The following is a 26,353-nucleotide window of genomic DNA, read 5'->3' as shown; positions in this document are numbered from 1 at the left end:
ATCGTCCCCGCCGGTCGGTCCGGCCGGCGGCGTGGTCGGCCCGGTGATGACGGAGGTGAACCCGCCGTCCGGTCCCGGCGCGGCGTCGATCGTGCCGGGTCCACCGCCACCGGCCGGCCCGGACAGCACGGTGGCGAACCCCCCGTCATCCGGCCCGCCGACCATCGTGCCCGACCCGCCGTCCCCAGGCGGTCCGGACAGCAGCGTCGCGAACCCGCCGTCCCCAGGGGGCACGCTCGCGAACCCGCCGTCCCCCGGGGCGCCGTCCGGCCGGCCGGTATCCGGATCGGGGCCACCGACGGTCGTGTCGAAACGGTGGCCGGCGTCCGGCGCCGGGCCGGATCCGCCGTCCGGTGCCGGCCGGCCGGGCAGGCCACCGGCACCGGCGTCCGGGCCAGGGCCGCCGACCAGCGTCGCGGTGCCCCCGCCGGGTTCCGGGCCGGCGCCCGCGGCGGGGCCTTCCCCGTTCAGCAGTGCTTCCAGGCCGAGTCGCTCGCTCACTTTCGTCCCCGTCCCGCGCATGATCCTCCGTGGGTCGCAGACTAGCCCAGCGGCCACCGGGGCGTACAGGAAGCCGAAACCCCGCCATCGTCGGGCATGCCGGGCGCGCCGCTGCCGTGCCGCCGGCTTCTATGCTGTCGGCGACGATCCGCCAGCGAGGCAGAGGTGGCATGCAGACCCGTCGTGATCTTTACCAGGCGCACCGGCTGATGACCCAGCGCCTCGGCATGGCGCTGCTGCAGGCCGAGCCGGATGTGCCCGAGTCGCCCATGCGCCGGCACAACGTGGCCCTGTTCTGCGGGGTCCTGGTGGCCATCCTGGTGACGGCCGGGTTCGGCATCTGGGGGCTGCTCAAGCCGGGCGGCGCGACGTCGCTCACCGCCCCCGGCACCCTCATCGTCGAGGAGGAGAGCGGCGCCGTCTACGCCTACAGCGAGCGGGAGAAGAAGCTCATCCCGGCCGCCAACTACGTCTCCGGTCGCCTGCTGCTGGACACCCCCGAGGCGACGGTGCGCACCGTGTCGGCCGCCTCGCTGACCGGCTTCACCCGCGGCACCCTCGTCGGCATCCCCGGGGCGCCCGACTCGCTGCCGAGGCGAGAGAAGCTGGTCCACGGACCGTGGTCCACCTGCGTGGCCGAAGCAGCCGACGCCGAGGGCACCCGCCGGCCGTACGTCTCGCTGGTCGGCGGCACCGACGTCGGCGGTCGGCCGTTCGGCGCGGAGGCGATGATCGCCGACGACGGCGACCAGTCCTGGGTGATCCTGGCCGACCGCCGGATGCGGGTGACCGACTCCGGCGTCCGCGCCCTGACCGCCGAACGGCCGCGCCAGATCCCGGCGACCTGGCTCAACGCGCTGCCCATCGGCCCGGACTTCGGCCCGCCCGCGATCCCCGGCCGCGGCCGGGCCACGCGCGGGCCGGCCGGCGACGCCTCCGCGGTCGGACGGATCTACAAGTCACCGTCGATCGCCCAGGGCGAGCGGCCGCGCTGGTACGTACTGCTGTCCGACGGGCTGGCCTCGATCACCGAGACCCAGGCGGCCCTGCTGCTGCGCGACCCGGCCAGCGAACGGGCCTACGGGCGCGAGCCGGTGGCGGAGATCGAGCTGGACGCCGCCCGGGCCAACGCCTTCCCGCAGTCCCGCACCTCGCTGGCCGCCGAGGGCCTGCCGGCCACCATGCCCAAGATCAGTACTCCGGATCCGGCGGTGCCGCTGTGCGCGGTCTACTCCGACACCAGGTCCGGGTCGACCCGGGCCCGGCTCACCCTGGGGTCGCGGATCCGCATCCCGGTTCCGGCGGACCTCGGCACGGCCGGCCAGGACCACGTGGACCAGGTGCTGCTGCCGCCCGGCGGCGCCGCGCTGGCCGGCCTGCTGCCGGGCGAGGGCCAGCTCGCCGCGGTGCGGACCTACTGGCTGATCACCGATCAGGGACGGCGGTTCGCACTGGCGTCCGCCGACCTGGTGGCCAGGCTCGGGTACGACGCCGGGGACGTCGCGCCGGTGCCCGCGCACCTGCTGCACCTGATCCCCGAGGGGCCCACGCTCGACCCGGCGGCGGCCCGCAAACCCGTGCCCGTCGGCGTTCCGGAGCCGCCGAAGCCCTGAGCAGCGGCTCGGCGGCGTGACGAAAAAGCGTTACCGAGTCGCAACATGACGGTTGTCCGCTGTGGGGGGATTGATCCTAATGTTGCAGATGATCAGCATCGCGGGGGCAGTCGATGCGAAGCCGCAAGGCGTGCCGCCGCATGCCCGGCCGCACTTGATGGAGGCACCCCGTGGCCCAGCAGACCGCCGCGAATCTTCCGCAGATCGTGGAATCCGCGAAGAAGACCGACACGGCTCACTCGCTCATCGCCAGCATCCAGACCCAGCTCCAGGGGCACGTCGCCGAGCTACGGGCGGGCTGGGGCGGCCAGTCCGGCATGGCGTTCGAGAGCGTCTACACCCAGTGGAACCACGAGCTGACCGGCGTGCTCAACACCCTGCACTCGCTCGCCGACCGGCTGAAGAAGGTGGAGCAGCAGTACCGCACCGCCGAAGAGAACCAGGCCGCGGTGGCCAACCGGCTGAGCGCCAGCATCAACAGCTGACCACCCGAACGAACCAACGGAGACACTCATGGCTGGCATCAACAACGACATCGACCGCACGCTGGTCAACTTCGGCACCATGGCCACCGGCCGGCAGGACTTCGCCCGCCAGTGGCAGGCGATGGAAGGCACCCTCCAGCAGCTGGAGACCGACCTCGACCGCCTGCTCGGCGAGTGGGACGGCGACGCGCGCACCGCCTACTTCCAGGCACGGCAGCAGTGGGACGCGGCGTCCGGCCGGATGGCCCAGCTGCTCCAGCAGCTCGGCGCGGTCATCGAGCAGGGCCACGAGAACTTCCACCTCACCGAGAAGGCCAACGTCGCCATGTTCGACGGCCGGTGACCGGCACTCACCCGATTCACCACGACTGACCCCGCCCTGAGGTGCATCCGCGCCATCAGGGCGGATTCTCCGTTCGAGGGGGCACGATGATCGTTAACGACGGTGGCGGCGCCGCGTACGAGGGCTTCCAGCTCGAGCCGAAGTGGCCCGGGCTGTCGGTGGACGAGGACGTCGACGTCGTCCGCCCGCAGGTCAAGAACGTACTCAAGTCGCTCCTGGCCGAGATGGACGAACTGCTGGAGGCGACCACGCCCGGCACGCCCAAGCACCTGGAGGCGTACGGGAAGGTGGCCCAGGGGCACCTCGGCGACTGGGACGTGCCGCAGGGGATCTCGCCGGTCTTCGCACAGGCGCACGCGGCCATCGTCGCCGGTTCGCGCAACCTCTTCATCCAGGGCCTATCCACGGTGCAGACCGGTCTGGCCAGCATCGGCAACCTCGACCAGGCCGAGGAGAAGAGCACGATTCCGCGGAACACATCGAATGTCGATGCCTGACCGACAGCAAGGCGATGGGCCGAGATGAAGAAGACAAGCGACATTCAGCCGATCCGGGTGGGCACCGCAACCCCGCGCGGGGACTCCAGCACCTATGGCGGCGTCGAGAGCGTCCGTCAGAAGCTGCAGAACACCGATCCGGCGGCGGTCGCCCAGGCTGGTGACGCCTACTTTCAGCTCGCCGCCCGGATGGAGAGCTTCGTCTCGCGGATCGAGTCGGTGGCCGGCACGCTGGCCGGCGACTGGAAGACCAAGTCGTCCCCGCAGTTCCAGGAAGGGTTGCGGCTGCTGCACGCCTCCGCCCGCGAGATCGCCTACCGGGCCCGCCAGGTCGGCGAGGTGCACAGGACCTACTCTGAGGCGATCAGCGAGGCCAAGGCGGACCTGCCGGACAGCGGCGCCGCGAGCTGGGATGACAGCTGGTGGGGATGGGCCTCCACCGGCGCCTCCACCTGGGACTCTGAGAACGAGCAGGCCCAGCAGCGCCTTGAGAAGCTCAACGTCCGGCTCGTGGGGACGTACCAGAACCTGCCGGAGGCCGTCACCACCCAGCTGCCCGCGCCGGACCCCGCCACGCTGCCGCTGCTCACCCAGGTACCCGGCCTCGGCGGCTACCCGGGCGGCTCCGACCTCGGGAACACCTCGCTCGCCGGTTACCCGGGCGGCACCGACGGCACCGGTTCCTTCCGGACACCCGGTGCGCTGGACGGGTCGGCCGGCTACGGCTCCACGCGGCCCGGCCTGGACGGGACGGCCGGTGGCACCGGCTCCTACCCCCCCGGCTCTTACCCGCCCGGTACCTACCCCCCCGGCACCTATCCGCCGGGAACCGTACCCGGGAGCGGAAACGGCACCGGCACCGGCACCGGGAACGGCGGGGGCACCGGCTACCCGCCCGGCTACCCGGGCACCGGTTCCGGGGGAAACGGTGCCGGTGGCACCGGGAACCAGGCGGGCGGCGCCGGGAACGGAACGGGCGACATCGACGACCCGGCCCGCAGGTCCCAACTGGCCGACCTGGGCCAGGGGAACGGGCTGACCGATCCGGCCAACCCGAACGGCCTGAAGACCCCGCCCGGGCTGACGAGTCAGAACGGCCTGCCGAGTCAGAACGGGCTGCCGAACCAGAACGGGCTGCCCACCTCGAACGCCCTGGTCAACCCCAACCTCACCGGCGGCACCACGCAGAACGGCGTTCCGGGCGGGACCGGAGGCGAGGGGAACACCGGCAACGGCGGCGGCAACAAGAGCGGCGGCTCCTGGTACGCGAGCGGCGGCGGGGCGGCCGCCACGCCGGCGCTGGCCGCGCGCAACGCCGCCATGGGCGGCAACCCGATGGGCGGCATGCCGTTCATGCCGATGGGCGGCGGCGCCGGCGGCGAGGGCGACAAGGAGCGCGAGCGGAGCACCTGGCTGGTGGAGGACGAGAGCGTGTGGGGCGGCGACGACCCGGTCGCCCCTAACGTGATCTGCTGACGCCCGCGGACCGCGGCGCCGGATCTCCGGCCGTGCCCGTACCGGGGCCCGCACGAAAAGATGTCCCCGCCTGCCCAGCACAGGCGGGGACATCGTCTTTTCCACGCCGGATCGGCGTCCCGGTCCGGGCGGTCACCCTTCCCCCCGGCTCGGCCGGTGTGCCGCGAACCCCTCCCGGCACACCGGCCCTCCCCTTTACCGGCGCCCCGAGCCGGTGGGCGCCTGTGATCAATGTCCCAGCCACCACTTGCAACTCACTTAACGAACACTTGCCGCGCATGCTGGCGAAAGCCCCAGAGCTCTCCCGAGGCGGATAAAACAGGAGAACGTCCGCCGGGCGGCGCGGCCGCCCGGACCGGCGCGGGTCAGTCCTGCTCGGCGGCGGCGGAGACCTCGGCGTCCTCGGCCGGGGCGGTCCGGTGCACGACCACGGTGTTGATGCGGTTGCGCCGGCCCGCGGTGCTCTCCGCGATGAGGGCCAGCCCGTCCACCGTGACCTGCGAGCCGGCGATCGGCACCCGGCCCAGCGCGTGCGCCAGCAACCCGCCGACGGTGTCGACGTCCTCGACCTCCAGCTCGGTGTCGAACAGCTCGGCCAGCTCGTCCACCGGCAGCCGGGCGGTCACCCGGGCGCCGCCGTCGTCCAGCCACTCCACCCGCGGCGCCTCCTGGTCGTACTCGTCGGCGATCTCCCCGACGATCTCCTCCAGGATGTCCTCGATGGTGACCAGGCCGGCGGTGCCGCCGTACTCGTCGATCACGATGGCCAGATGGATCTGGCGCGCCTGCATCTCGCGCAGCAGCGCGTCGATCGGCTTGCTCTCCGGCACGTACGTCGCCGGGCGCATCAGCGAGCCGACCTTCTCCTGGTCGGCGCCGTCACCGGCCACGCCCTCGTGCACCCGGCGCACGATGTCCTTCAGGTAGGCGATGCCGACCACGTCGTCCTCGTTCTCCCCCACCACCGGGATGCGGGAGAAGCCGCTGCGCAGCGCGAGCGACAGCGCCTGGGAGAGCGTCTTGCCGCGCTCGATGAAGACCATGTCGGTGCGCGGAACCATGACCTCGCGCACCAGCGTGTCGCCCAGCTCGAAGACCGAGTGGATCATCTGCCGCTCGTCCGGCTCGATGACCCGGCGCTCCTCGGCCAGGTCGACCAGGTCGCGCAGCTCGGCCTCAGAGGTGAACGGGCCGTCCCGGAAGCCCTTGCCGGGCGTCAGCGCGTTGCCCAGCAGGATGAGCAGCTTGGGCAGCGGCCCGAAGATGCGGGTGAGGCCGTACACGATCGGGGCGCTGGCCAGCGCGATCGGCTCGGCGTGCTGCCGCCCCAGGGTGCGCGGCGAGACGCCGACGATCACATAGCTGATAATGATCATCACACCGGCCGCTGCGGCGTACGCCTGGCCCCGGTCGCCGAGCCAGTCGATGAACAGCAGCGTGCCGATCACCGTGGCGATCAGCTCGCAGCTGAGGCGCAGCAGCAACAGCAGGTTGAGGTAGCGGGGCGGGTCGGCCACGATCGCCTGCAGTCGCTGCGCCCGGCGGCCGCCCTTGCGCGCGAACTCGTCGGCCCGGACCCGCGAGATGCGGGCGAGCGCCGTCTCCGCGCTGGCCAGCAGGCCACCTACGATGATCAGAAGGGCGGCCGACACCAGCCACCCGCCGGGAGCGCTCACGGCTCGCGCCGCACCTCCCGCCAGGCGTCCAGCAGCTCACCCTGCAGCCCGAACATCTCCGCGTGCTCCTCGGGCTCGGCGTGGTCGTACCCGAGCAGGTGCAGGATGCCGTGCGTGCAGAGCAGTTCCAGCTCCTCCCGGGTGGAGTGGCCGGCCTCGGCGGCCTGCCGGGCCGCCACCTGCGGGCAGAGCACCACATCACCGAGCAGCGCCGGGTCGGTCGGCGCCTCGGCGTCCTGCCGGGAGCCGCCCAGGCTCGGCCGCAGCTCGTCCATCGGGAAGGCGAGCACGTCCGTCGGCCCGGGCTCGCCCATCCACTTCTCATGCAGCTCGGACATCGCCGCCTCGTCCACCACCAGGATGGACAGCTCGGCCAGCGGGTGGACGCCCATCCGCGCCAGCACGTGCCCGGCCAGCCGCACCAGCGCCGACTCGTCGACCTCGACGCCGGACTCGTTGGCAACCTCGATGCTCATGGTCGCGCTATCTCCCCCGCGGGCGCTTGCCGCCCTTGATCGCGTGCGGCTCGGCCGTCGCCAGGTCGTGGCGGCTGTAGGCGTCGATGATGTCGCTCACGAGCTTGTGCCGCACGACGTCCGCGCTGGTCAGCCTGCTGAAATGGATGTCCGGGATGCCTTCCAGGATATCCTGCACGACCTTCAGGCCGCTCTGCTGGCCGCCGGGCAGGTCGATCTGCGTGACGTCGCCGGTGACGACGATCTTCGCGCCGAAGCCCAGGCGGGTGAGGAACATCTTCATCTGCTCGGGCGAGGTGTTCTGCGCCTCGTCCAGGATGATGAAGGCGTCGTTCAGCGTGCGGCCGCGCATGTACGCCAGCGGCGCCACCTCGATCGTGCCCGCCGCCATCAGCCGCGGGATCGAGTCGGGGTCGAGCATGTCGTGCAGCGCGTCGTAGAGCGGGCGCAGGTAGGGGTCGATCTTCTCGAACAGGGTGCCCGGCAGGAAGCCCAGCCGCTCCCCCGCCTCGACCGCCGGCCGGGTGAGGATGATGCGGTTGACGTCCTTGGCCTGCAGGGCCTTCACGGCCTTGGCCATGGCCAGGTAGGTCTTGCCGGTGCCCGCCGGACCGATGCCGAACACGATGGTGTGCCGGTCGATCGCGTCGACGTAGCGCTTCTGGTTCACCGTCTTGGGACGGATCGTGCGCCCGCGCGAGGACAGGATGTCCAGCGACAGCACGTCCGCCGGGCGGGCGGAGCTCATCCGGAGCATGGCGATGCTGCGCTCGACCGCGTCCGCGGTGAGCTGCGCGCCGGAGCGGACCAGCTCCACCAGTTCCTCGAAGAGCCGCACGACCAGGCCGCTCTCCTCCGGGCTGCCGCTGATCGTGATCTCGTTGCCGCGGACGTGCACGTCCGCGCGGAAGGCCTTCTCGATCACCCGCAGCAGCTCGTCACGGGAGCCGAGGATGCTCACCATGGGGTACTCGTCGGGGATGACGACCTTGGCCTGGGTGCGGGACGGGCCCTTGGTACGCGGCGCCACGCCGGCCTGGGCGCCGGACGCGGTGCGGTTCTCGGTTGACTCGGACATGGGCGGCCTTGCGGCCTGCTCGCCTCCCGGTCTGTTCATGTGCGGCGTCGCGGCGGCCGGGCCGCCGCTCGCCCGAGCGTCGTTTCGAAGGTCGCGTCCGGCCCTGCGGGCCGGCGACTTCCAGACCATGGTATCGGGACCGCGCCGCTCCCGCAGGACGGCCCGGCACGCCCCCGGCCGGTCAGCCGGGCGGCCAGCCGAGGTCGCGCCCGCCGATGACGTGCCCGTGCACGTGGAAGACGGTCTGGCCGGCCTGCGGACCGGTGTTGAACACCAGCCGGTAGCCGTCCTCGGCGACGCCCTCCCGCTCGGCGATCTCGTGGGCGGCCGCGAGCAGCTCGCCGGCCAGGCCGTCGCCGGCCGCGGCCAGCGCCGCGGCGTTCTCGTAGTGGTCGGTCGGGATGACCAGCACGTGCGTCGGCGCCTGCGGGTTCACGTCGCGGAAGGCGACGGTGCGCTCGGTCCGGTGGACGATCGTCGCCGGGATCTCCCCCGCCGCGATCCTGCAGAAAAGGCACTCTGTCACGCCGGAATGCTAGTCACCTCTGTTGCCAATCGGTAATAACAGCGGCGGTCCCGCCGAAAGATCCGCGCCGATAAGGTTGGTGTGCGACACTGCACCGGCAGACAACTCAAGTGTCGGCGAGGCCACCGGCGAGGACACATCTGGGTCATGCCCCCTAAAGAACCGGCAGAGCGTAAACCCTCGGAGAAGGCCGCGCGTCCAACGGATGTGACCACCGAGACCCTCGTGGCCGAAAGGTCGCTCGGGGCGGTGCCCGTCGGATGGGACGCCGACGAGGCCGTGACTGCGCTCTACAGTGCGCATTACCGGTCCCTCGTCCGGCTCGCCATGCTCTTGGTCCGTGATGCCGCGACCGCCGAAGAGGTCGTGCAGGACGCGTTCGTCGCCCTCCATGGGGCGTGGCGCCGGCTGCGCGACACCGACAAGGCACTCGCCTACCTGCGCCAGTCGGTCGTCAACCGATCGCGCTCCGTGCTCCGCCATCGTGCCGTCGTGGAGAAGTACGCCCCCAAAGGGCTGCCCGACGCGCCGAGCGCGGAGAACGGCGCCATCGGTGAGCTCGAGCGGACCGCCGTGATCGAGGCACTGCGCGGGCTGCCGGCCCGGCAGCGCGAGGCGCTGGTGCTGCGCTACTACGGCGACCTGTCCGAGGCGGAGATCGCCCACGCCATGCGCATCAGCAAGGGCGCGGTGAAAAGCCACACGGCCCGCGGCATGGCCGCCCTGCGCACGGTACTGGAGCAACTGTCATGACCGAGTCCCCCGACGAGTACGGCGACGTCCTCCGCCGTGTCTTGCGCGCGGAGGCGGATTCCGTCATGCCCTCCGCGGAAGGGTTGTCGATCATCCGCGACCGCATCGACAAGCGGCGCGGCTGGCGGAACGTCTTCTGGCTGCGGGCCGGCGCCTCGGCCGCGGGAGCGTTCCTGGTCGCCGCCACCGTGGTGATGGCGGTGCCCGGGTTCCGGGAGCAGATCACCGAGCGGCCGATCGTGCCGATCCAGTACGAGACCCGCCCGCCGGACGACTCCAGCACCCGCCGGCCGCCGAACGTCAACCTGCCGCCCGGCGTCTCGCAGCCGCCGCCCGCCAGCCCGTCCGGCAGCCCGACGCCGTCCGGGACGGCGCTGCCGCCCACCGCCACCCCGTCGGTGTCCACCGGCGGCGAATGCGCCGACCAGGCGCCACCGCCGCCGCAGCAGGGGGCCCGCGACTCGGCGCACCCGTGCGCCGATCCCACCTCCGGCGACCCCGGGCCGCAGCACACCACCCGGCCCGGCCCCACGCCGACACCGTCGCCCACCCCGGTGCCGCCGCCGCCGACCACCCAGCCCACCCGGTCGCCCAAGCCGCCGGCGCCGACGCCGACGGCGACCACCGACCCCGACCCGCCGCCGCCCACCCCGACCGCGGCACCGAGCGAGTCGCCGCTGGTGGCGACCGAACCGGCCCCGTCGGCCACCTAGCCGCCCGCTCGAGGCGGACCCGAGCCTGCGGGCGGTGTGGCGGGAACCACGGAAAGGTCGGCGCGCAGGATGGCGGCGAATGGTTCGCGCTCGCCGGTCGCGAGCCAACGCCGGCCGGTGCCCCGGATGGCGCCGGTACGACGGCGACGTCCCCCCGCGCGGTAAGGGCGGGGAGGGCCTACCAGCGGCCGCAGCGGGCCAGCAGCACGGCGGCGGCGGCCACCCCGGCCGTGGAGGTGCGCAGCACGGTCGGGCCGAGCAGCGCCGGATGCGCGCCAACGGCGCGGAAGCGGTCGATCTCGTCGCCGGTGATGCCGCCCTCCGGCCCGACCACCAGCACGATGTCGCCGGTGACCGGCGGCTCCAGGCCGGACAGCGGGCGGTCGGCGTCCTCGTGCAGCACGGCGGCCAGCGCCGCGCGGCCGAGCAGCCGGGCCACCTCCTCGGTGCCGGCCTGCTCGGTCACCTCGGGCAGGTGAAAGCGCCGGGCCTGCTTGCCGGCCTCCCGGGCGGTGGACCGCCAGCGGGCGAGCGCCTTGGCCGCCCGGTCGCCCTTCCACTGGGTGACGCACCGGGCGGCGGCCCAGGGCACGATGACGTCCACCCCCGCCTCGGTCATCATCTCGACGGCGAGCTCGCCCCGATCGCCCTTGGGCAGGCCCTGCACCACCACGAGCCGCGGCCGCGGCTCGGGCACCCGGCGGCGGCCGATGACGTCCAGGCGCAGCCGGTCCTTGGCCGTGTCCCGCACGACGCACTCGGCGACCGCGCCCCGGCCGTCGGTGAGATCGGCCCGCTCACCCGCGCGCAGGCGGCGCACGGTGGCCGCGTGCCGCCCTTCCGGACCGGACAGCACGATCTCGTCGGCGGACAGGTCGTCGGCGAGGAAGACGGGGACGCTCACCCGCAAACCCTAGCCAGGGCCCGCGGCCCGCGCGAACACCCGGCCGGCCAGGGCCGCGCGTGCACCCGCCCAGCGGTGCCACCGAGCGCCGGCGGCGAGTACCGGCCCGGTCGGCGACCCGGCGGTGGCCCGATCAACGGCGTGGCCGGCACCCTGGCCGGTGGCCCGGTCCGCGGTCCGGTCGGTGGCTCACGCCGGCCGCCCGGCCGGCGGCTCGGTCAGCGGCCGTTGAACGCGTCCCGCAGCCGGGAGAAGAAGCCCTGCTGCCCGGGGGCGAACTTGCCCGGCGGGCGTTCCTCGCCGCGCAGCTTGGCGAGCTCCTTCAGCAGCTCCTCCTGCGCCGGGTCCAGCCGGGACGGGGTCTCCACGTTCACATGGATCAGCAGGTCGCCCCGGCCGGTCTCGTTCAGCCGCTGGATGCCCCGGTTGTACAGCGGGATGACCTGCCCGGCCTGGGTGCCGGGGCGCACGTCGATTTCCTCGGCGCCGTCCAGGGTCTGCACGGTCAGCGAGGTGCCGAGCGCGGCGGCGGTCATCGGGATCTGCACCGTGCAGTGCAGGTCGTCGCCGCGCCGCTCGAAGATCTCGTGCGGGCGCTCGACGATCTCCAGGAACAGGTCGCCGGGTGGGCCGCCGCCCGGGCCGACCTCGCCCTCGCCGGCGAGCTGGATGTGCGTGCCGTCCTCGACCCCGGCCGGGATGCGCACCTTGATCGTGCGGCGGGTGCGGACCCGCCCGTCGCCGGAGCACTCCTGGCAGGGATGCTGGATGATCGACCCGAAGCCGCCGCACTGCGGGCAGGGCCGGGCGGTCATGACCTGGCCCAGGAACGACCGGGTGACCTGGGAGATCTCACCGCGCCCGTGACACATGTCGCAGGTGTCGGGATGGGTGCCCGCCGCGGCGCCCGAGCCGTGGCAGACCTCGCACAGCACCGCGGTGTCCACCGCCAGCTCGCGGGTGGTGCCGAACGCCGACTCGGCCAGGTCGAGCTCCACGCGGATCGTCGCGTTGCGCCCGCGGCGGGCCCGGGACCGGGGGCCGCGGGCGCCGGCGCCGGCGCCACCGAAGAAGGCGTCCATGATGTCGCTGAACGGGAAGCCCGCGCCGAAGCCGGCCGCCCCGCCGGGGCCGCCGCCGGCCGCGCCGCCGAACGGGTCGGCGCCGAGGTCGAACATCTGGCGCTTGTTCGGGTCCGAGAGGACCTCGTACGCCTGGTTGATCTCCTTGAAGCGCTCCTGGGTGGCCGGGTCCGGGTTGACGTCGGGGTGCAGCTCCCGGGCGAGCCGGCGGTAGGCCTTCTTGATCTCGTCCTGGCTCGCGTCCCGGCGCACGCCGAGGATGCCGTAGTAGTCGCGGGCCACCTATGACCCCGCCAGAATCTGGCCGACATAGCGTGCCACTGCGCGCACCGCTCCCATCGTCACCGGATAGTCCATTCGCGTCGGGCCCAGCACTCCGAGCCGGGCCAGTTCATTGTCGCCCGAACCGTATCCGGCGGCGACGATAGAGGTGCCGTGCAGGCCGGAATAGGGGTTCTCCCGGCCGATGCGCACGGTGAGCGCCGCCGGGTCGGACGCCTCGCCGAGCAGGCGCATCAGCACGACCTGCTCCTCCAGGGCCTCCAGCACCTCGCGCAGGCCGACGGTGAAGTCGCCGGCCAGGTTGGCCGCACCGGCGAACACGATCTTCTCCTCGTGCCGCTCGACCAGCGTCTCCAGCAGCACCGACAGGATGGTGGCGGCCAGCGGCCGGTCCTCCTCGGCGAGCCGCTCGGGCAGGGCGGCCACCGTGTCGGGCACCCGGCTCAGGCCGCAGCCGTCCAGGTTGGCGTTGAGCACCGCCCGCAGGTGGGCGATCCGGTCGTCCCCGGCGGCCTCGGGCAGGTCGACGACCCGCTGCTCGACCCGGCCGGTGTTGGTGATCAGCACCAGCATGATCCGCCGCTCGGCGATCGGCACCAGCTCGACGTGCCGGACGGTGGACCGGGTGAGCGAGGGATACTGCACCACGGCGACCTGCCGGGTGAGCTGCGCGAGCAGCCGCACCGTGCGCGTCACCACGTCGTCGAGGTCGACCGCCCCGGCCAGGAAGGTCTCGATCGCCCGGCGCTCGGCGCCCGACAGCGGCTTGATCTGGGACAGCCGGTCGACGAACAGCCGGTATCCCTTGTCGGTGGGCACCCGGCCCGCGCTGGTGTGCGGCTGGGTGATGTACCCCTGCTCCTCCAGCACCGCCATGTCGTTGCGCACGGTGGCGGGCGAGACGCCGAGGTTGTGCCGCTCGGCGAGCGCCTTGGAGCCGACCGGCTCGTTGGTGGACACGTAGTCCTCGACCACGGCGCGCAGGACCGCGAGCTTACGGTCATCGAGCAACCTGCTCACCTCCTGTACGAGATGTCGCGTCCGTGCCTTTCCAGGAACGGCCAGGCTGGCACTCTGTGTTCCCGAGTGCCAAGTGTACGGCTCCCGCAGACGGCGTGCGATAACCCGTCCGTTGCGATCTCCGCCGGGCGGCGGCCGGCCGGTGCCCGATCTTTGCTAGCGTGCCCGGTCATGCGGGACTACGGACGCGACGTGCTGGCCGGAGACTGGCGCAGGCCACGGCGGGGGCAGATCCCCGTGGTGCCCGCCGAGCCGGACCTGGTGGTCGAGGACGCCGAGGGCCGCTTCTGCGGCGCGGTGGTCGCCTGCGACAAGGAGTCGGTCACCCTTGAGGACCGGTTCGGCAACCGGCGGGTGTTCCCGCTGGCGCCGGCCGCGTTCCTGCTGGACGGCCGGCCGGTGACCCTGGTCCGCCCGGCCGCCGCCGCGCCCCGCGCCCCGGGGCGCAGCGCCTCCGGCTCGGTCGCGGTGGCCGGCCTGCGGGCGCGGGTCGCCCGGGAGAGCCGGATCTACGTGGAGGGCGTGCACGACGCGGCCCTGGTGGAGAAGATCTGGGGTCATGACCTGCGGGTCGAGGGGGTCGTGGTCGAGTACCTGGAAGGGGTCGACGACCTGCCGGCGATCGTCGCGGAGTTCGGCCCCGGGCCCGGCCGCCGCCTCGGGGTGCTGGTCGACCACCTGGTCTCCGGGTCCAAGGAGAGCCGGATCGCCGCCCAGGTGGCCTCGCCGTACGTGCTCGTCGCCGGCCACCCGTTCGTGGACGTCTGGCAGGCGGTGAAGCCGTCGGTCCTCGGCATCCCGGCCTGGCCGGTGGTGCCGCGCGGTGTGCCGTGGAAGGAGGGCGTGATCGAGGCGCTGGGCTGGCGGACGGAGCCGGGTGACGCCTGGCGGCGCATCCTCGGCGCGGTGCGCACGTTCGCCGACCTGGAGCCGGAGCTGCTCGGCCGGGTGGAGGAGCTGATCGACTTCGTCACCGCGGCGGGTGACGAGGAGGCCTAGGTGAGATCACGCACCAGGGCGTCGGCGAGCAGCCGCCCGCGGAGCGTGAGCACCGCGCGGCCGGACCGGAACGCCCCGGGGTCCAGCAGCCCGTCGCCCAGGGCGCGGGCCACCGCCGGGCGGGCCGCCGGGTCGACCTCGGCGAGCGGGAAGCCGGTGTCCAGCCGCAGTTCCAGCATCAGCCGCTCCACGTGACGGTCGCGGGCCGACAGCACCTCGCGGGCGTGCCCCGGCGAGTCGCCGGCCGCCAGCCGGGCCGCGTAGGCGGCCGGGTGCTTGACGTTCCACCAGCGGGTGCCGCCGACGTGGCCGTGCGCGCCGGGGCCCACGCCCCACCAGTCGCCGCCGGTCCAGTACAGCAGGTTGTGCCGGCAGCGGGCGGCGGGTTCGACCGCCCAGTTGGACACCTCGTACCAGGAGAAGCCGGCCGCCGACAGCGCCGCGTCGGCGATGGCGTAGCGGTCGGCCGCGACGTCGTCGTCCGGCATCGGCAGCTCGCCGCGGCGGATCCGCGCGGCCAGCCGGGTGCCGTCCTCGACGATCAGCGAGTACGCCGACACGTGGTCGGGGCCGGCGGCGATGGCGGCGTCCAGCGAGGCCCGCCAGTCGTCGTCGCTCTCCCCCGGCGTCCCGTAGATGAGGTCCAGGCTGACGTGCTCGAACCCGGCCGCGCGCGCCTCGGCGACCGCGGCGGCGGCCCGGCCGGGGGTGTGCCGCCGGTCGAGCACGGTGAGCACGTGCTCGCGGGCGCTCTGCATGCCGAGACTCACCCGGGTGAACCCGCCGGCCCGCAGCTCGGCCAGCGCCGCCGGGCCGATCGACTCGGGGTTGGCCTCGGTGGTCACCTCGGCGTCCGCCGCCAGCCCGAACTCCTCGCCGATGGCGCGCAGGATCGCCACCAGATCGGCGGCGGGCAGCAGGGTGGGCGTGCCGCCGCCGAAGAAGACCGTGCGCACCGGCAGGTCGGCGTCGCCGAGCACCCGCCGCGCCAGCCGGATCTCGGCGATCGCGGTCGCGGCGTAGTCGGCCCGGGAGGCGCCCGGACCGAGCTCGGCGGCGGTGTAGGTGTTGAAGTCGCAGTAGCCGCAGCGGGTCACGCAGAACGGCACGTGGACGTAGAAGCCGAACGGCCGGCCGCCGAGGCCGGCCAGGGCTTCGGCCGGGAGCTCGCCGGACGCCGGGACCGGGTCGCCGTCGAGGACTACGGAGGGCACGGCTTCAGTGTGCCCTGTCCATAACGGTGTTCGTACCCGTGTCCGTACCGGTGTCCGTACCGGTGCCCCGGCCGCGGCGGGTCACTTCTTCGGCTTGTCGGCGGCGGCCGACTCGGTGGACAGCGCGGCGACGAAGGCCTCCTGCGGCACCTCGACCCGGCCCACCATCTTCATCCGCTTCTTGCCCTCCTTCTGCTTCTCCAGCAGCTTGCGCTTGCGGCTGATGTCGCCGCCGTAGCACTTGGCGAGCACGTCCTTGCGGATGGCGCGGATGTTCTCCCGGGCGATCACCCGGGAGCCGATGGCGGCCTGGATGGGCACCTCGAACTGCTGCCGCGGAATGAGCTCGCGGAGCTTCTTGGCCATCTCGACGCCGTAGGAGTAGGCCTTGTCGCGGTGCACGATGGCGCTGAACGCGTCGACCGCCTCGCCGTGCAGCAGGATGTCGACCTTGACCAGGTCGGCCCGCTGCTCGCCCGAGGTCTCGTAGTCCAGCGAGGCGTACCCGCGGGTGCGCGACTTGAGCTGGTCGAAGAAGTCGAAGATGATCTCGCCGAGCGGCAGGGTGTAGCGGATCTCGACCCGGTCCTCCGACAGGTAGTCCATGCCGAGCAGCGACCCGCGGCGGCTCTGGCACAGCTCCATGATGGCGCCGATGTGGTCGGCCGGGGACAGCAGCGTGGCCTTCACCACCGGCTCGTGGATCTCGGCGATCTTGCCGGACGGGAACTCGGAGGGGTTGGTGACGATCGTCTCGGTGCCGTCCTCCATGACCACCCGGTAGATGACGTTCGGGGCGGTGGAGATCAGCGACAGGTTGAACTCGCGCTCCAGCCGCTCGCGGACGATCTCCATGTGCAGCAGGCCGAGGAAGCCGCAGCGGAAGCCGAAGCCGAGCGCCGCGGAGGTCTCCGGCTCGTAGGCGAGCGCCGCGTCGTTGAGCCGGAGCTTGTCCAGCGCCTCGCGCAGCTCGGGGTAGTCGTCACCGTCGATCGGGTAGAGGCCGGAGTAGACCATGGGGTTGGGGTGCTCGTAGCCGCCGAGCGCCTGGGTGGCGGGCCGGGCCGCGGAGGTCACCGTGTCGCCGACCCGGGCCTGGCGGACGTCCTTCACCCCGGTGATCAGATAGCCGACCTCGCCGACGCCGAGCGAGGGCGCGGGCACCGGCTCGGGAGAGATCACCCCGATCTCCAGGGTCTCGTGCGCGGCGCCGGTGGACATCATCACGGTGCGCTCCCGCTTGGACAGGTCGCCGTCGATCACCCGGACGTAGGTGACGACGCCCCGGTAGGTGTCGTACACCGAGTCGAAGATCAGGGCGCGGGCCGGGGCGGCGGCGTCGCCGACCGGCGCGGGCACGTGCTCGACGACGTGGTCGAGCAGCTCCTTGACGCCGGCTCCGGTCTTGCCGGAGACCCGCAGCACGTCGGAGGGGTCGCACCCGATCAGCCCGGCGAGCTCCTCGGCGTACTTGTCCGGCTGGGCGGCCGGCAGGTCGATCTTGTTGAGCACCGGGATGATGTGCAGGTCGGCGCTCATCGCCAGGTAGAGGTTGGCCAGGGTCTGCGCCTCGATGCCCTGCGCGGCGTCGACCAGCAGCACCGCCCCCTCGCACGCGGCCAGCGACCGGGACACCTCGTAGGTGAAGTCGACGTGGCCGGGGGTGTCGATCATGTTGAGCACGTGACCGTCCCAGGGCAGCCGGACGGCCTGCGACTTGATGGTGATGCCCCGCTCGCGCTCGATGTCCATCCGGTCGAGGTACTGCGCGCGCATCTGCCGGTCGTCGACAACGCCGGTGAGCTGCAACATCCGGTCGGCAAGCGTGGACTTGCCATGGTCGATGTGCGCGATGATGCAGAAGTTGCGGATCAACGCGGGGTCGGTCTGGCCAGGGTGGATGCGCACCGGGGTCCGTTTCGGCAGGATTGACGATGATCGGCGGGGGCGGGCCGCCCCCGCCTGGCACCCAGCGATACCCGGGCACCGGACGTGTGGAGCGGCGCGGCCTCGCACACCGGCCGGACGCCGCCTTGCGGCCATCGTCGCGCCGGCGCGCCGGTGCCGCGCCCGTCCTCCAGTTTAACGGGCGCCAAGACCGTCGAACTCGCCGCTGCGCTACCATTGGGGAGCAGGCGTGTGCCATGGTCCATGATTTGAGCGCGGACCTGGCATGTTGGTATCCTGTTCAACTGCGTGTGGCGCGCCCTCTTGCCCGCGCGCCCCATCCGATCGACATTCACCGAGGCTTCTTCGTGGCGAACATCAAGTCCCAGATCAAGCGCAACCGGCAGAACGAGAAGGCCCGGCTGCGCAACAAGGCCGTCAAGTCGTCCCTGAAGACGGCCGTCCGCAAGTTCCGCGAGGCCGCCGACGGCGGCGACGCCGACAAGGCCGCCGAGCTCATGCGGGCCGCCTCGCGCCAGCTCGACCGCGCCGTCAGCAAGGGCGTCATCCACCGCAACCAGGCCGCGAACCGCAAGTCGGCGATCGCCCGGCGGGTCGGCGCGCTGAGCAAGTAGGCCGTCCGGCGGGTTCCGCCGAGCGACGCCGCGTCCCGACACCGGGCGCGGCGTTTTGCCATGCCCGCCGGGTGTCGGGTACGCAAATGTCATGATTTCGAGATAACACCGCCGTCGCCGCGGGGTATCGGGTCCGTCACGTCCCGCCGCGGCCATTCTCCTGGAGGGGACGCCGACCATAGCGTGCTGCCCACGCGGCGGCACGTGGGCGGGAGGATGGTTCATGCGGGGGCGGACTCCTCTGGTGCTGCGTCGCGCGTTCAGCGAGCCCCTGCTGCTCTTCGCGGCCCTCGGCTCCATCCTGCTCGCCACCACCAGCCTGGTCGCCCTGGCGATGTACGCCTCGTCGGTGGCCGAGGTGGGCGTCCGCCGCACCATGGAGACCGCGCCGGCCGCCATCACGGCCATCACCGTCAGCTCCCCGGTCCGCCAGGCGACGTTCGCCGGCGCCGACCGCTCGGTGCGCGACGCGGTCGCCCGGCAGGTCGGCGGGCACCGGGTACCCGCCGCGGTGACGGTGAGCGTCCGCTCCGACTCCTACGCCATGCCCGGCCAGCAGTACCGTCGGCGGCCCGAACTGACCCGGTTCGGTTTCGCCGAGGGCCTGGACCGGCACGCCCGGCTGTCGGAGGGCGCCTGGCCGCGCCCGGCGGCCCGCGGCGAGCCCGCCGAGGTGGCCCTCTCCCAGCCGGCCGCCCGGGCGATGGGCCTGTCCCTGGGCCAGGAGTTCACCGTGGTGGGCCGGCTGGACGACCGGCCGGCCCGGGCCCGGGTCTCCGGCGTCTTCCGGCTCGCCGACCCCTACGACGAGCGGTGGCGCGGCGACGAACTGCTGCGGGGCGGCGTCGAACGGGGCAACTACACCACCTACGGGCCGCTGCTGGTCGCCAAGGAGACCTTCCTCACCCGGTTCGCCGGCGGCAGCGTCAGCGCCACCTGGACCGCGGCGCCGGACCTGAGCGCCCTGGCGCCCGGCGGGCTGCGCCCGCTGGCGGCGTCGGTGGGCGCCCTGGGCGACACCGTGCGGCGCGACTGCCCGGAATGCACCACCTTCAGCCGGCTGCCCGACATGCTGACCCAACTCGACCAGGCCGCGCTGGTGGCCCGGTCCACCATGCTCGTGCCGGTCCTGCAACTGCTGCTGCTCGCCGCCTACGCCCTGGTGCTGACCGCACGGCTGCTCGCCGAACACCGGCGGATGGAGGTCGCGCTGCTGCGGTCCCGGGGCGCCGGCGGCCCGGCGATCGCCCTGCTCGCCGGAGGCGAGGCACTGCTGGTCGCCGTGCCGTGCGCGGTGGCCGCGCCGTTCCTGGCCCCGCTGCTGCTCACGCTGGTCAACCGCATCCCGTGGATCCGGTCGTCGGGGATCCGGCTGGCCCCGACCCCCGACGTCCTCGCCTTCACCGTCTCGGCCGGCGTCGCGCTGGCCTGCGCCGTGCTGCTGGCGCTCCCCGCGCTGCGCGGCTCCCGGCGCACCTACATCGAGGAGCAGGCGGCCCGCGGCCGGGGCGACCGCCGCGGCCTGCTGGAGCGGGCCGGCGGCGACCTGGCCCTGCTCGTGGTGGCCGCGCTCGCCATCTGGCAGCTCCAGAGGTACGGCGCGCCGGTGACGGCCACCGCGGGCGGCGGCCTGGGCATCGACCCGCTCATCGTCACCGGCCCGGCCCTGGCCCTGCTGTGCGGCGGGATGCTCGGCCTGCGGCTGGTGCCGCGGATCTCCCGGCTGGCCGAACTGTTCACCTCCCGGCGCCCCGGGCTCGCCCCGGCGCTCGGCGCCTGGCAGGTCAGCCGCCGTCCCATGCGCTACTCCGGGCCCGCCCTGCTGCTCACCATGGCGGTCGCCATCGGCGTGGTCTCCATGGCCACCGCGGCGACCTGGCGGACCTCGCAGATCGACCAGGCCCGCCACCAGGCCGCGGCCGACCTGCGCGTCGTGGTGCCGCCGGACAACGCCCGGCTCGGCTCCCTCGGCCGCGGCCCGGCCTACGCGGCGCTCGACGGCGTCACCGGGCTCAGCCCGGTGCACCGGGGCACCGTCTCCTTCAACGCCACCACCCCGATGCTCATCGCCGCGGACGCCGGCAAGCTGGACCGGCTGATGTTGCTGCGCGACGACCTGACCGCCGGGCCGGTCGCCACGCTGGCCGGCCGGCTCGCCGCCGGCCGGCCCGCCGTGCCCGGCCTGGAGCTGCCCGGCCGGCCGCGCGCGCTCAGCATGGACGCCCGGCTCACCCTCGACCGGGGCAAGGCCCGCAAGGCGTACGACACCACCGGCCTGCGCGCCGTCGTCACCGACGCCTTGGGCGTGAGCAAGGAGGTGCGCGCCGGACCGGCCGGCCTGACCGGCCGGCCCCGGCGGGTCACCTTCGACCTGGCCGCGCTGGCGGGCCGCGAAGGGAGGCTAGCCTACCCGCTGCGCCTGCGCGGCCTGCTGCTGGACATCCCGGTGCCCGGCTCCGGAACCGGCCTGCGGCTGGACCTTACCGACGCCGAGACCGACGCCGGCTCCGCCGTCGCCCTGCAGGCCGGGCTGGCCTGGGCGCCCGGCGTGCGCGGCACCGACCGCGTCTCCGGCGCGCGGGCCACCACCGGCCCGGCGCTGCTGACGCTCACCGTGCCGGCGCCGGCGGACGCCGACCAGGGCGACGGGCCCGGAGAATACGCGGTGGTCGCCGCCATGGCCGTCCCGGCCGGCGCACCCCCCGCCGACTACTTCCTGCCCCCCGACCGGCCCGGCGCCCGGATCTTCGGGCCGCTGCCGATCGTCGTCACCGCCGACCTGGCCACCGCCGAGAAGCTGGTCCAGGGCCGCACCACCGGCATGAACCTCGACGGCCGGCCCGTCCTGGTGCAGGTGGCCGGGATCGTCGAGGCGATGCCCGGCACCCCGGCCGGCACCCCGGCGGTGCTCGCCGACCTGCCCACCCTGCAGACCAGGGACGCCTTCGACGGCCGCGACCCGCGACCGGTCGTCGAATGGTGGATATCGGCGCGCGACGACCGGACCGCCCCGGTCCGCGCCGAACTGGCCCGGCACCTGGACTGGGACCAGACCATCATCGACCTGGACACCCTCACCCGGCGGCTCCGCGACGACCCGCTCGCCTCCGGGCTGCAGGGGGCGCTGGTCCTCGGCTTCGCCGCCGCCCTGGTGTTCGCCCTGCTCGGCTTCCTGGTGAACGCCGCCGTCGCCGCCCGCGAGCGCGCCGCCGAGTTCGCCATCCTGCGCGCCCTCGGCGTCAGCTTCCGGCAGATCTTCGGGCTGCTCGCCGTGGAACAGACGTTCATGATCGGGCTGTCCCTGCTCGGCGGCACGCTGCTCGCCGTGGTGGTCGCCACGCTTGTCGTCCCGCACATCGTGCTCACCGGGCAGGCCGCCTCGGTCACCCCGCCGGTTCTGCTCGACATCCCGTGGCCGGCCACCCTGGCGCTGCTCGCCGCGGTCGCCGTGCTGCTGTTCGCCATCGTCGCCGGCCTGGCCCGCTCGCTGCGGCGCCAGGGCCTGGGACGGGCCCTGCGCATCGGAGAGGACCGATGAACCCTGTGCTCCTGCTCCGGGTGCACCGGGGCACCGCGACCGTGCTGGCACTGCTGGCGTTCAGCGCGGTCCTGCTGGTGGCCGGGCTGCCCCGGATGTTCGAGCGCTCCTACGACACCTCCCTGCGCGGCACCCTCGACCAGGTGGGCGCGAACATCACCGACATCACCGTGGCGATGCGCCCGCCCGGCGGCGTGGCCGGACTGTCCGGCGAGGACCAGTTGCGGGCCGCGTACACCCATTTCGTGGCGGCCGCGCCGCCGGCGCTGGCCGCGGTGCTGGACCGGCGCCCCGGCGGCCACGGGCACTCCGCCATCAAGACCTACGGCACCCCGGTGGCCGGCCGGATCGGCTCGCCGCCACGCGCCTACCAGTACGTCAACGTCGCGTGGCTGGAAGGAGCGGACCGCCGGGTCCGGTACGTCGCCGGCGCCGCTCCCGGCGCGCCGTCGGTCATGCGCGTGCCCGGCCGGCCGGACCTCGGCGAGCTCCCGCTGTTCGAGGTCGCGGTGGCCGCCGGGCCCTCCCGGCAGATGGACCTGAAGATCGGCACCACCCTGCTGCTCGGCAACAGCCGGCCGGTCATCGCCCGGGTCACCGCGCTGTTCCAGCCGCTGGAGCCCGGCGGCCCGTACTGGAACCACAACCTGGACGCGCTGAACGTCACCGTCCGCCGCCCGCCGGGCGGCGACGTCGACGAGAACCACATCACCGCGCTCACCTCCACCGCGTCGATCCCGCTGCTCAGCCGGCAGGACCGCGAGCTCAGCTACGAGTGGGTCGTCCCGGTGCGCACCACCGCGATCGACGCGCGCAACGCCGCGGCCACCACCGGCGGCGTCATCGAGTACCGGCGCGAGCTGACCACCGACGCCTACCGGGTGCTCGACTACGTCAGCGCGCTCGGCGTGTCCCCCTACGAGGTGACCACCGCGCTGCCCGAGATGCTGCAACGGTTCCTGGCCCGGCTGGCCACCGCGCAGGCCCTGCTGTTCCTCGTACTCGGCGGGGTGCTGGTCGTGGCCGCCGGGGTGCTCGGGCTGGCCACCCGGCTGCTGGCCGAGCGGCTGCGCCCGGCGCTGGCCCTGGCCCGCGCCCGCGGCGCGTCCACCGGGCGGATCGCCGGCACCGGGGCCGCGGCGGTGGCCCTCGCCGTGCTGCCGCCGGTGCTGGCCGGCTACGGGCTCACCTTCCTGATCCCCGGACCGGTCACCCCGGTCGTGCACATCGGCACCCTGCTGCTGGCCCTGGCCCCCATCGGGTACGCGGCGGTGCTGCTGCCGCTGACCCACCGCAGACCGCTCGCCGACCGGCGCGAGGACATGGTGGCCCGCCGCGTCTCGCCGCGCCGCGTCGTGCTGGAGGTGCTCGTCGTGGCACTGGCCCTGGCCGGGGCCTACCTGCTGCGCACCCGAGGCCTGGCCACCGACGCCGCCGCCCGCGGCGGCGACCCGTTCCTCATGCTGGTGCCCGCCGCGCTCACCGTGGCGGCGGCGCTGATCACCCTGCGCTGCTACCCCTACCCGCTGCGCCTGGTCGCCTGGCTGACCGCCCGCGCCCGGCCCGCGGTGCCGTTCGTCGGCCTCGCGCTCGCCGCGCGCGCCAGGTCGGTCACCGCGCTGCCGATGCTGATCCTGCTGCCGGCGCTCGCGGTCTCGGTGTTCGGCGCCGTGGCCGGCGGCACCCTGGACGCGGCCCAGCGGGCGGCCGCCTGGCAGGCCACCGGCGCCGGCGCCCGGGTGGACAGCGCCGCCGAACTCGCCCCGGCGACCGTCGACCGGGTGCGCCGGGTGCCCGGCGTCCGCACCGTCGTCCCCGCCGACCGCGGCACCGCCCAGGTGGGGCTGAGCGGGCGCACCGCCACCGTCGTCGCCATCGACCTCGACGCCTACCGCCGGCTGGTGGCCGGCACCCCGCTGCGGGTGCCGCAGGCGCCCGCCGACCCCGGCGGGCGCGCCGTCCCCGCGCTGGTCTCCCCCGACCTGTACGCGCTGGGCTCCTTCGAGATCGGCTGGCACGTCCGGATGCAGCTCGCCGTGAAAGGGGTCGTCCAGGGCGGGCTGCCGGGGGTCGCCTTCGCCGAGCGGAGCCTCATCGTGGTGCCCTACGACGCGTCCAGGCGCGCCGGCTCCCGGGATCACACCACCATGCTGCTCATCGGCGGCGACGGCGTCGACCAGGCCCGGCTCACCGAGGCCACCGGCGGCCGCCGGGACATCCTGGTGACCACCTTCGAAGGCTCGCTCGCCAAGGTGAACGACACCCCCCTCACCGGCACGATCAAGAACTCCTTCGCACTCGCCACCGTCGCGCTGGCCGGCTACGCGCTGCTCACCGTGATCCTCGCCCTGGTCATCGGGGCCACCGACCGCACCCGCGCCCTTTCCTACCTGCGCACCCTCGGGCTGTCGGAACGGCAGGCGGCCGGCCTGACCGTGCTGGAGATCACCCCGCTGGTCCTGCTGACCGCGTGCGCCGGCCTGGCCCTCGGGCTCGTATTGCCGGCGGCGCTCGGCCGCGGCATCGACCTGAGCGCGTACGCGGGCGGGCAGGCGGTCCCGGCGTACCAGCTGAACGTCACCACGCCCGTCCTGCTGGCCGCGGGGCTCGTCGCCGTCACCATGGCGGGCGCCTTCCTGCACGCCGCGATCGGCCGCCGCCGGTCGCTCGGCTCCATCCTGCGAGTGGGTGAGTGATTTGGAGACATCGACCGGGCTCGACACGCCGACGCTGTCGGAACTGGAGTCGGAGGCGGTCCGCGCCCGGCCCGCCTTCGGCGAGCACTCCCACATCCTGTGCGACAACCTGGTGCGCATCTACAAGACCGAGGGTGTCGAGGTGGTCGCCCTGCAGGGGCTCGACCTGCTGGTGGACAAGGGGGAGCTGATCGCCGTCGTCGGCGCCTCCGGGTCGGGCAAGTCGACGCTGCTCAACGTGCTGTCCGGCCTGGACGTGCCCACCGCGGGCGTCGCCCGGGTCGCCGGGACCGACCTGCTGGCCATGACCGCCAAGGACCGGCTGCACTACCGGCGGCAGGTCGTCGGCTTCATCTGGCAGCAGACCGCGCGCAACCTGCTCCCCTACCTGACCGCCCGGGAGAACGTGCGGCTGCCGATGCGGCTGGCCGGCCGGCGCGGGCGCGCGTCCCGCGCCGCGGCCGCCCGGCGGGCCGACGAGCTGCTGGAACTGCTGGAGATCGGCTACTGCGCCGGCCGCCGGCCCGGAGAGCTGTCCGGCGGCGAGCAGCAGCGGGTCGCCATCGCGGTCGCCCTCGCCAACGAGCCGCAGGTCGTCCTGGCCGACGAGCCGACCGGCGAGCTGGACAGCGAGAACTCCGAGCACGTGTTCGCCGCGCTGCGCCGGGCGAACCGGGAGCTCGGCGTGACCGCGGTCATCGTCACGCACGATCCGACGGTGTCGGAGCAGGTGGACCGGACCGTCGGCATCCGCGACGGGCGGACCAGCAGCGAGACGCTGCGCCGGGAGGACTCCGACGGCGCGATCATCGCCGAGGAGTACGCGGTGCTCGACCGGGTGGGCCGGCTGCAGCTGCCCCGCGACTTCACCAGCGCGCTCGCCATGGAACGCCGGGTGCGGCTGGAGCTCGAACGCGACCACATCGGAGTATGGCCGGACCGGCCCCGCCCGGAGGACCCCCAATGACCCACTCCCCCACCGACCCCGCCTCCGGCAAGGCCCCCGCCACCCCGGCCGGTGCCCCCCTGCCCCCCACCACCCCGCCGCACCCCACCACCGTCGCCCCTGACCAGGAAGCCGCGAGCCGGCAGCCGGATACGGCCCAGAACCCGACTCGACCGGACGGCACCCCGGCCGGCCCCGGTCCGCAGGTAGCCGGTTCCCAGACAGCGGGCGACGAGCCCCGGCCCGGCCTGGCCATGCCCCCGGCCGACGGCACGGAGCCGCTGGTCGTGGTGGAGAACCTGCGCAAGGTTTATCGGACCGGCCCGAAAGAGGTCGTCGCGTTGCGCGACGTGTCCTTCACCGCCCATCCCGGCGAGCTGATCGCCATCCGGGGCAGGTCGGGGTCCGGCAAGACGACGCTGCTCAACCTGGTCGGCGGGCTGGACCGGCCGGACGGCGGCACGGTGACCGTCGCCGGGTACCCGGTCACCCGGATGCCGGAGTCCCGGCTGCTGGAACTGCGCCGCGACGTCATCGGCTTCGTCTTCCAGTCGTTCGGTCTCATCCCGGTCCTGTCGGCCGCGGAGAACGTCGGAGTGCCGATGCGGCTGGCCCGCACCGCCGCCGCCGAGCGGGACGAGCGGGTGCGGACGCTGCTGGCGATGGTCGGGCTGGAGAAGCACATGAACCAGCGGCCCTACGAGCTGTCCGGCGGCCAGCAGCAGCGGGTCGCGGTCGCCCGGGCGCTGGCCAACCGCCCGCGGCTGCTGGTCGCCGACGAGCCGACCGGGCAGCTGGACTCGCAGACCGGCCGGCAGATCATGCAGCTGCTGCGGGCCGTGGTGCGCAGCGAGGGCGTGACCGCGCTGGTCGCCACGCACGACCCCAACCTGATCACCCTGGCCGACCGCGTCCTGGAACTGCACGACGGCGCCTTCGTTCCGGCCACCCCCACCGCCCCCCAGCCGGCCTGACCGGCACCGGCCCGCGCCTCGGCCTCACCGGCACCCGGC

22 protein-coding genes and 1 pseudogene are annotated in these 26,353 nt (G+C 73.7%); 13 read left to right on the top strand and 10 right to left on the bottom strand.

The window, feature by feature from the left end; genetic code table 11:
- Window positions 1-501, bottom strand: a pseudogene (locus Sru01_RS16550) (hypothetical protein); the annotation flags it as partial.
- A 170-nt stretch (window positions 502-671) separates the two neighbouring features.
- Here Sru01_RS16550 and eccB point away from each other — a divergent pair.
- The 5 genes from eccB to Sru01_RS16525 all read left to right on the top strand — a co-directional run bounded on the left by eccB (window position 672) and on the right by Sru01_RS16525 (window position 4,915).
- Window positions 672-2,114, top strand: a complete 1,443-nt coding sequence (gene eccB / locus Sru01_RS16545; protein ID WP_203985664.1) for a type VII secretion protein EccB — start codon at window positions 672-674, stop codon at window positions 2,112-2,114.
- Window positions 2,115-2,284: 170 nt separating this feature from the next.
- Window positions 2,285-2,599 carry a WXG100 family type VII secretion target gene (locus Sru01_RS16540; RefSeq protein WP_203985662.1) on the top strand — a complete coding sequence of 105 codons (315 nt, stop codon included), beginning with the start codon at window positions 2,285-2,287 and terminating at the stop codon, window positions 2,597-2,599.
- 28 nt (window positions 2,600-2,627) lie between these two features.
- Window positions 2,628-2,942, top strand: coding sequence for a WXG100 family type VII secretion target (locus tag Sru01_RS16535; protein ID WP_203985659.1), 315 nt, complete (start codon window positions 2,628-2,630; stop codon window positions 2,940-2,942).
- Between the two features lie 86 nt (window positions 2,943-3,028).
- Window positions 3,029-3,439 carry a hypothetical protein gene (locus tag Sru01_RS16530; protein WP_203985656.1) on the top strand — a complete coding sequence of 137 codons (411 nt, stop codon included), beginning with the start codon at window positions 3,029-3,031 and terminating at the stop codon, window positions 3,437-3,439.
- A gap of 24 nt (window positions 3,440-3,463) precedes the next feature.
- Window positions 3,464-4,915, top strand: coding sequence for a WXG100 family type VII secretion target (locus Sru01_RS16525; protein ID WP_203985653.1), 1,452 nt, complete (start codon window positions 3,464-3,466; stop codon window positions 4,913-4,915).
- 365 nt (window positions 4,916-5,280) lie between these two features.
- Here Sru01_RS16525 and Sru01_RS16520 read toward each other — a convergent pair whose 3' ends face one another.
- The 4 genes from Sru01_RS16520 to Sru01_RS16505 all read right to left on the bottom strand — a co-directional run bounded on the left by Sru01_RS16520 (window position 5,281) and on the right by Sru01_RS16505 (window position 8,671).
- Entirely contained in the window at window positions 5,281-6,591 is a 1,311-nt protein-coding gene (locus Sru01_RS16520) for a hemolysin family protein (RefSeq protein ID WP_203985650.1), read from the bottom strand.
- On the bottom strand, window positions 6,588-7,067 hold the full coding sequence (ybeY, locus tag Sru01_RS16515; RefSeq protein WP_203985647.1) for an rRNA maturation RNase YbeY: 480 nt from the start codon (window positions 7,065-7,067) through the stop codon (window positions 6,588-6,590). Before ybeY ends, Sru01_RS16520 begins: the two co-directional genes overlap by 4 nt.
- A gap of 7 nt (window positions 7,068-7,074) precedes the next feature.
- Window positions 7,075-8,031 carry a PhoH family protein gene (locus Sru01_RS16510; protein WP_445009381.1) on the bottom strand — a complete coding sequence of 319 codons (957 nt, stop codon included), beginning with the start codon at window positions 8,029-8,031 and terminating at the stop codon, window positions 7,075-7,077.
- Between the two features lie 295 nt (window positions 8,032-8,326).
- Window positions 8,327-8,671, bottom strand: coding sequence for a histidine triad nucleotide-binding protein (locus tag Sru01_RS16505; RefSeq protein WP_203985641.1), 345 nt, complete (start codon window positions 8,669-8,671; stop codon window positions 8,327-8,329).
- A 147-nt stretch (window positions 8,672-8,818) separates the two neighbouring features.
- On the opposite strand from Sru01_RS16505, the gene Sru01_RS16500 reads away from it, so the two are divergent.
- Complete coding sequence (locus tag Sru01_RS16500) at window positions 8,819-9,424, top strand: SigE family RNA polymerase sigma factor (protein WP_239137488.1); 606 nt, start codon at window positions 8,819-8,821, stop codon at window positions 9,422-9,424.
- A gap of 65 nt (window positions 9,425-9,489) precedes the next feature.
- Window positions 9,490-10,137 carry a hypothetical protein gene (locus tag Sru01_RS16495; protein WP_203985635.1) on the top strand — a complete coding sequence of 216 codons (648 nt, stop codon included), beginning with the start codon at window positions 9,490-9,492 and terminating at the stop codon, window positions 10,135-10,137.
- 178 nt (window positions 10,138-10,315) lie between these two features.
- Here the strand turns inward: Sru01_RS16495 and Sru01_RS16490 are convergent, their stop codons facing one another.
- The 3 genes from Sru01_RS16490 to hrcA all read right to left on the bottom strand — a co-directional run bounded on the left by Sru01_RS16490 (window position 10,316) and on the right by hrcA (window position 13,416).
- Window positions 10,316-11,041, bottom strand: a complete 726-nt coding sequence (locus Sru01_RS16490; protein ID WP_203985632.1) for a 16S rRNA (uracil(1498)-N(3))-methyltransferase — start codon at window positions 11,039-11,041, stop codon at window positions 10,316-10,318.
- Window positions 11,042-11,259: 218 nt separating this feature from the next.
- Window positions 11,260-12,405, bottom strand: coding sequence for a molecular chaperone DnaJ (gene dnaJ / locus Sru01_RS16485; protein WP_203985629.1), 1,146 nt, complete (start codon window positions 12,403-12,405; stop codon window positions 11,260-11,262).
- Window positions 12,406-13,416, bottom strand: coding sequence for a heat-inducible transcriptional repressor HrcA (gene hrcA, locus Sru01_RS16480; protein WP_203985626.1), 1,011 nt, complete (start codon window positions 13,414-13,416; stop codon window positions 12,406-12,408).
- A 180-nt stretch (window positions 13,417-13,596) separates the two neighbouring features.
- On the opposite strand from hrcA, the gene Sru01_RS16475 reads away from it, so the two are divergent.
- Window positions 13,597-14,424: a DUF3097 domain-containing protein gene (locus tag Sru01_RS16475; protein ID WP_203985623.1), complete on the top strand. Its 828-nt coding sequence runs from the start codon at window positions 13,597-13,599 to the stop codon at window positions 14,422-14,424.
- Here Sru01_RS16475 and hemW read toward each other — a convergent pair.
- Window positions 14,421-15,638 carry a radical SAM family heme chaperone HemW gene (gene hemW / locus Sru01_RS16470; RefSeq protein ID WP_203985620.1) on the bottom strand — a complete coding sequence of 406 codons (1,218 nt, stop codon included), beginning with the start codon at window positions 15,636-15,638 and terminating at the stop codon, window positions 14,421-14,423. The genes Sru01_RS16475 and hemW overlap by 4 nt on opposite strands.
- Window positions 15,639-15,719: 81 nt before the next feature.
- A complete protein-coding gene (lepA, locus tag Sru01_RS16465; protein WP_373869521.1) occupies window positions 15,720-17,546 on the bottom strand; it encodes a translation elongation factor 4 in 1,827 nt (608 codons plus the stop codon).
- 347 nt (window positions 17,547-17,893) lie between these two features.
- Here lepA and rpsT point away from each other — a divergent pair, with 347 nt between their 5' ends.
- The 5 genes from rpsT (at window position 17,894) to Sru01_RS16440 (ending at window position 26,314) form a co-directional block, all read left to right on the top strand.
- Window positions 17,894-18,160, top strand: a complete 267-nt coding sequence (gene rpsT, locus Sru01_RS16460) for a 30S ribosomal protein S20 (protein WP_203985614.1) — start codon at window positions 17,894-17,896, stop codon at window positions 18,158-18,160.
- Between the two features lie 223 nt (window positions 18,161-18,383).
- Window positions 18,384-21,698: an FtsX-like permease family protein gene (locus Sru01_RS16455; protein ID WP_203985611.1), complete on the top strand. Its 3,315-nt coding sequence runs from the start codon at window positions 18,384-18,386 to the stop codon at window positions 21,696-21,698.
- Entirely contained in the window at window positions 21,695-24,394 is a 2,700-nt protein-coding gene (locus Sru01_RS16450; protein ID WP_203985608.1) for an FtsX-like permease family protein, read from the top strand. Before Sru01_RS16455 ends, Sru01_RS16450 begins: the two co-directional genes overlap by 4 nt.
- A complete protein-coding gene (locus Sru01_RS16445; protein ID WP_239137487.1) occupies window positions 24,387-25,361 on the top strand; it encodes an ABC transporter ATP-binding protein in 975 nt (324 codons plus the stop codon). Before Sru01_RS16450 ends, Sru01_RS16445 begins: the two co-directional genes overlap by 8 nt.
- Window positions 25,358-26,314: an ABC transporter ATP-binding protein gene (locus Sru01_RS16440; protein WP_239137486.1), complete on the top strand. Its 957-nt coding sequence runs from the start codon at window positions 25,358-25,360 to the stop codon at window positions 26,312-26,314. The genes Sru01_RS16445 and Sru01_RS16440 overlap by 4 nt, the downstream gene beginning before the upstream one ends.
- Window positions 26,315-26,353 lie beyond the last annotated feature (39 nt).

Origin of the sequence: Sphaerisporangium rufum, assembly GCF_016863395.1 — a bacterium.
Taxonomy (GTDB): Bacteria; Actinomycetota; Actinomycetes; order Streptosporangiales; family Streptosporangiaceae; genus Sphaerisporangium; species Sphaerisporangium rufum.
The sequence above is the reverse complement of the archived record's forward strand: the minus strand, read 5'-3'. Positions and strand labels throughout refer to the sequence as shown.

Coding starts and splice junctions, on each gene's coding strand:
- eccB (WP_203985664.1), top strand. CDS start 672: ATGCAGACCCGTCGTGATCTTTACCAGGCGCACCGGCTGATGACCCAG.
- Sru01_RS16535 (WP_203985659.1), top strand. CDS start 2,628: ATGGCTGGCATCAACAACGACATCGACCGCACGCTGGTCAACTTCGGC.
- Sru01_RS16530 (WP_203985656.1), top strand. CDS start 3,029: ATGATCGTTAACGACGGTGGCGGCGCCGCGTACGAGGGCTTCCAGCTC.
- Sru01_RS16525 (WP_203985653.1), top strand. CDS start 3,464: ATGAAGAAGACAAGCGACATTCAGCCGATCCGGGTGGGCACCGCAACC.
- ybeY (WP_203985647.1), bottom strand. CDS start 7,067: ATGAGCATCGAGGTTGCCAACGAGTCCGGCGTCGAGGTCGACGAGTCG.
- Sru01_RS16510 (WP_445009381.1), bottom strand. CDS start 8,031: ATGGTGAGCATCCTCGGCTCCCGTGACGAGCTGCTGCGGGTGATCGAG.
- Sru01_RS16500 (WP_239137488.1), top strand. CDS start 8,819: ATGCCCCCTAAAGAACCGGCAGAGCGTAAACCCTCGGAGAAGGCCGCG.
- Sru01_RS16495 (WP_203985635.1), top strand. CDS start 9,490: ATGCCCTCCGCGGAAGGGTTGTCGATCATCCGCGACCGCATCGACAAG.
- Sru01_RS16475 (WP_203985623.1), top strand. CDS start 13,597: ATGCGGGACTACGGACGCGACGTGCTGGCCGGAGACTGGCGCAGGCCA.
- Sru01_RS16455 (WP_203985611.1), top strand. CDS start 18,384: ATGCGGGGGCGGACTCCTCTGGTGCTGCGTCGCGCGTTCAGCGAGCCC.
- Sru01_RS16450 (WP_203985608.1), top strand. CDS start 21,695: ATGAACCCTGTGCTCCTGCTCCGGGTGCACCGGGGCACCGCGACCGTG.
- Sru01_RS16440 (WP_239137486.1), top strand. CDS start 25,358: ATGACCCACTCCCCCACCGACCCCGCCTCCGGCAAGGCCCCCGCCACC.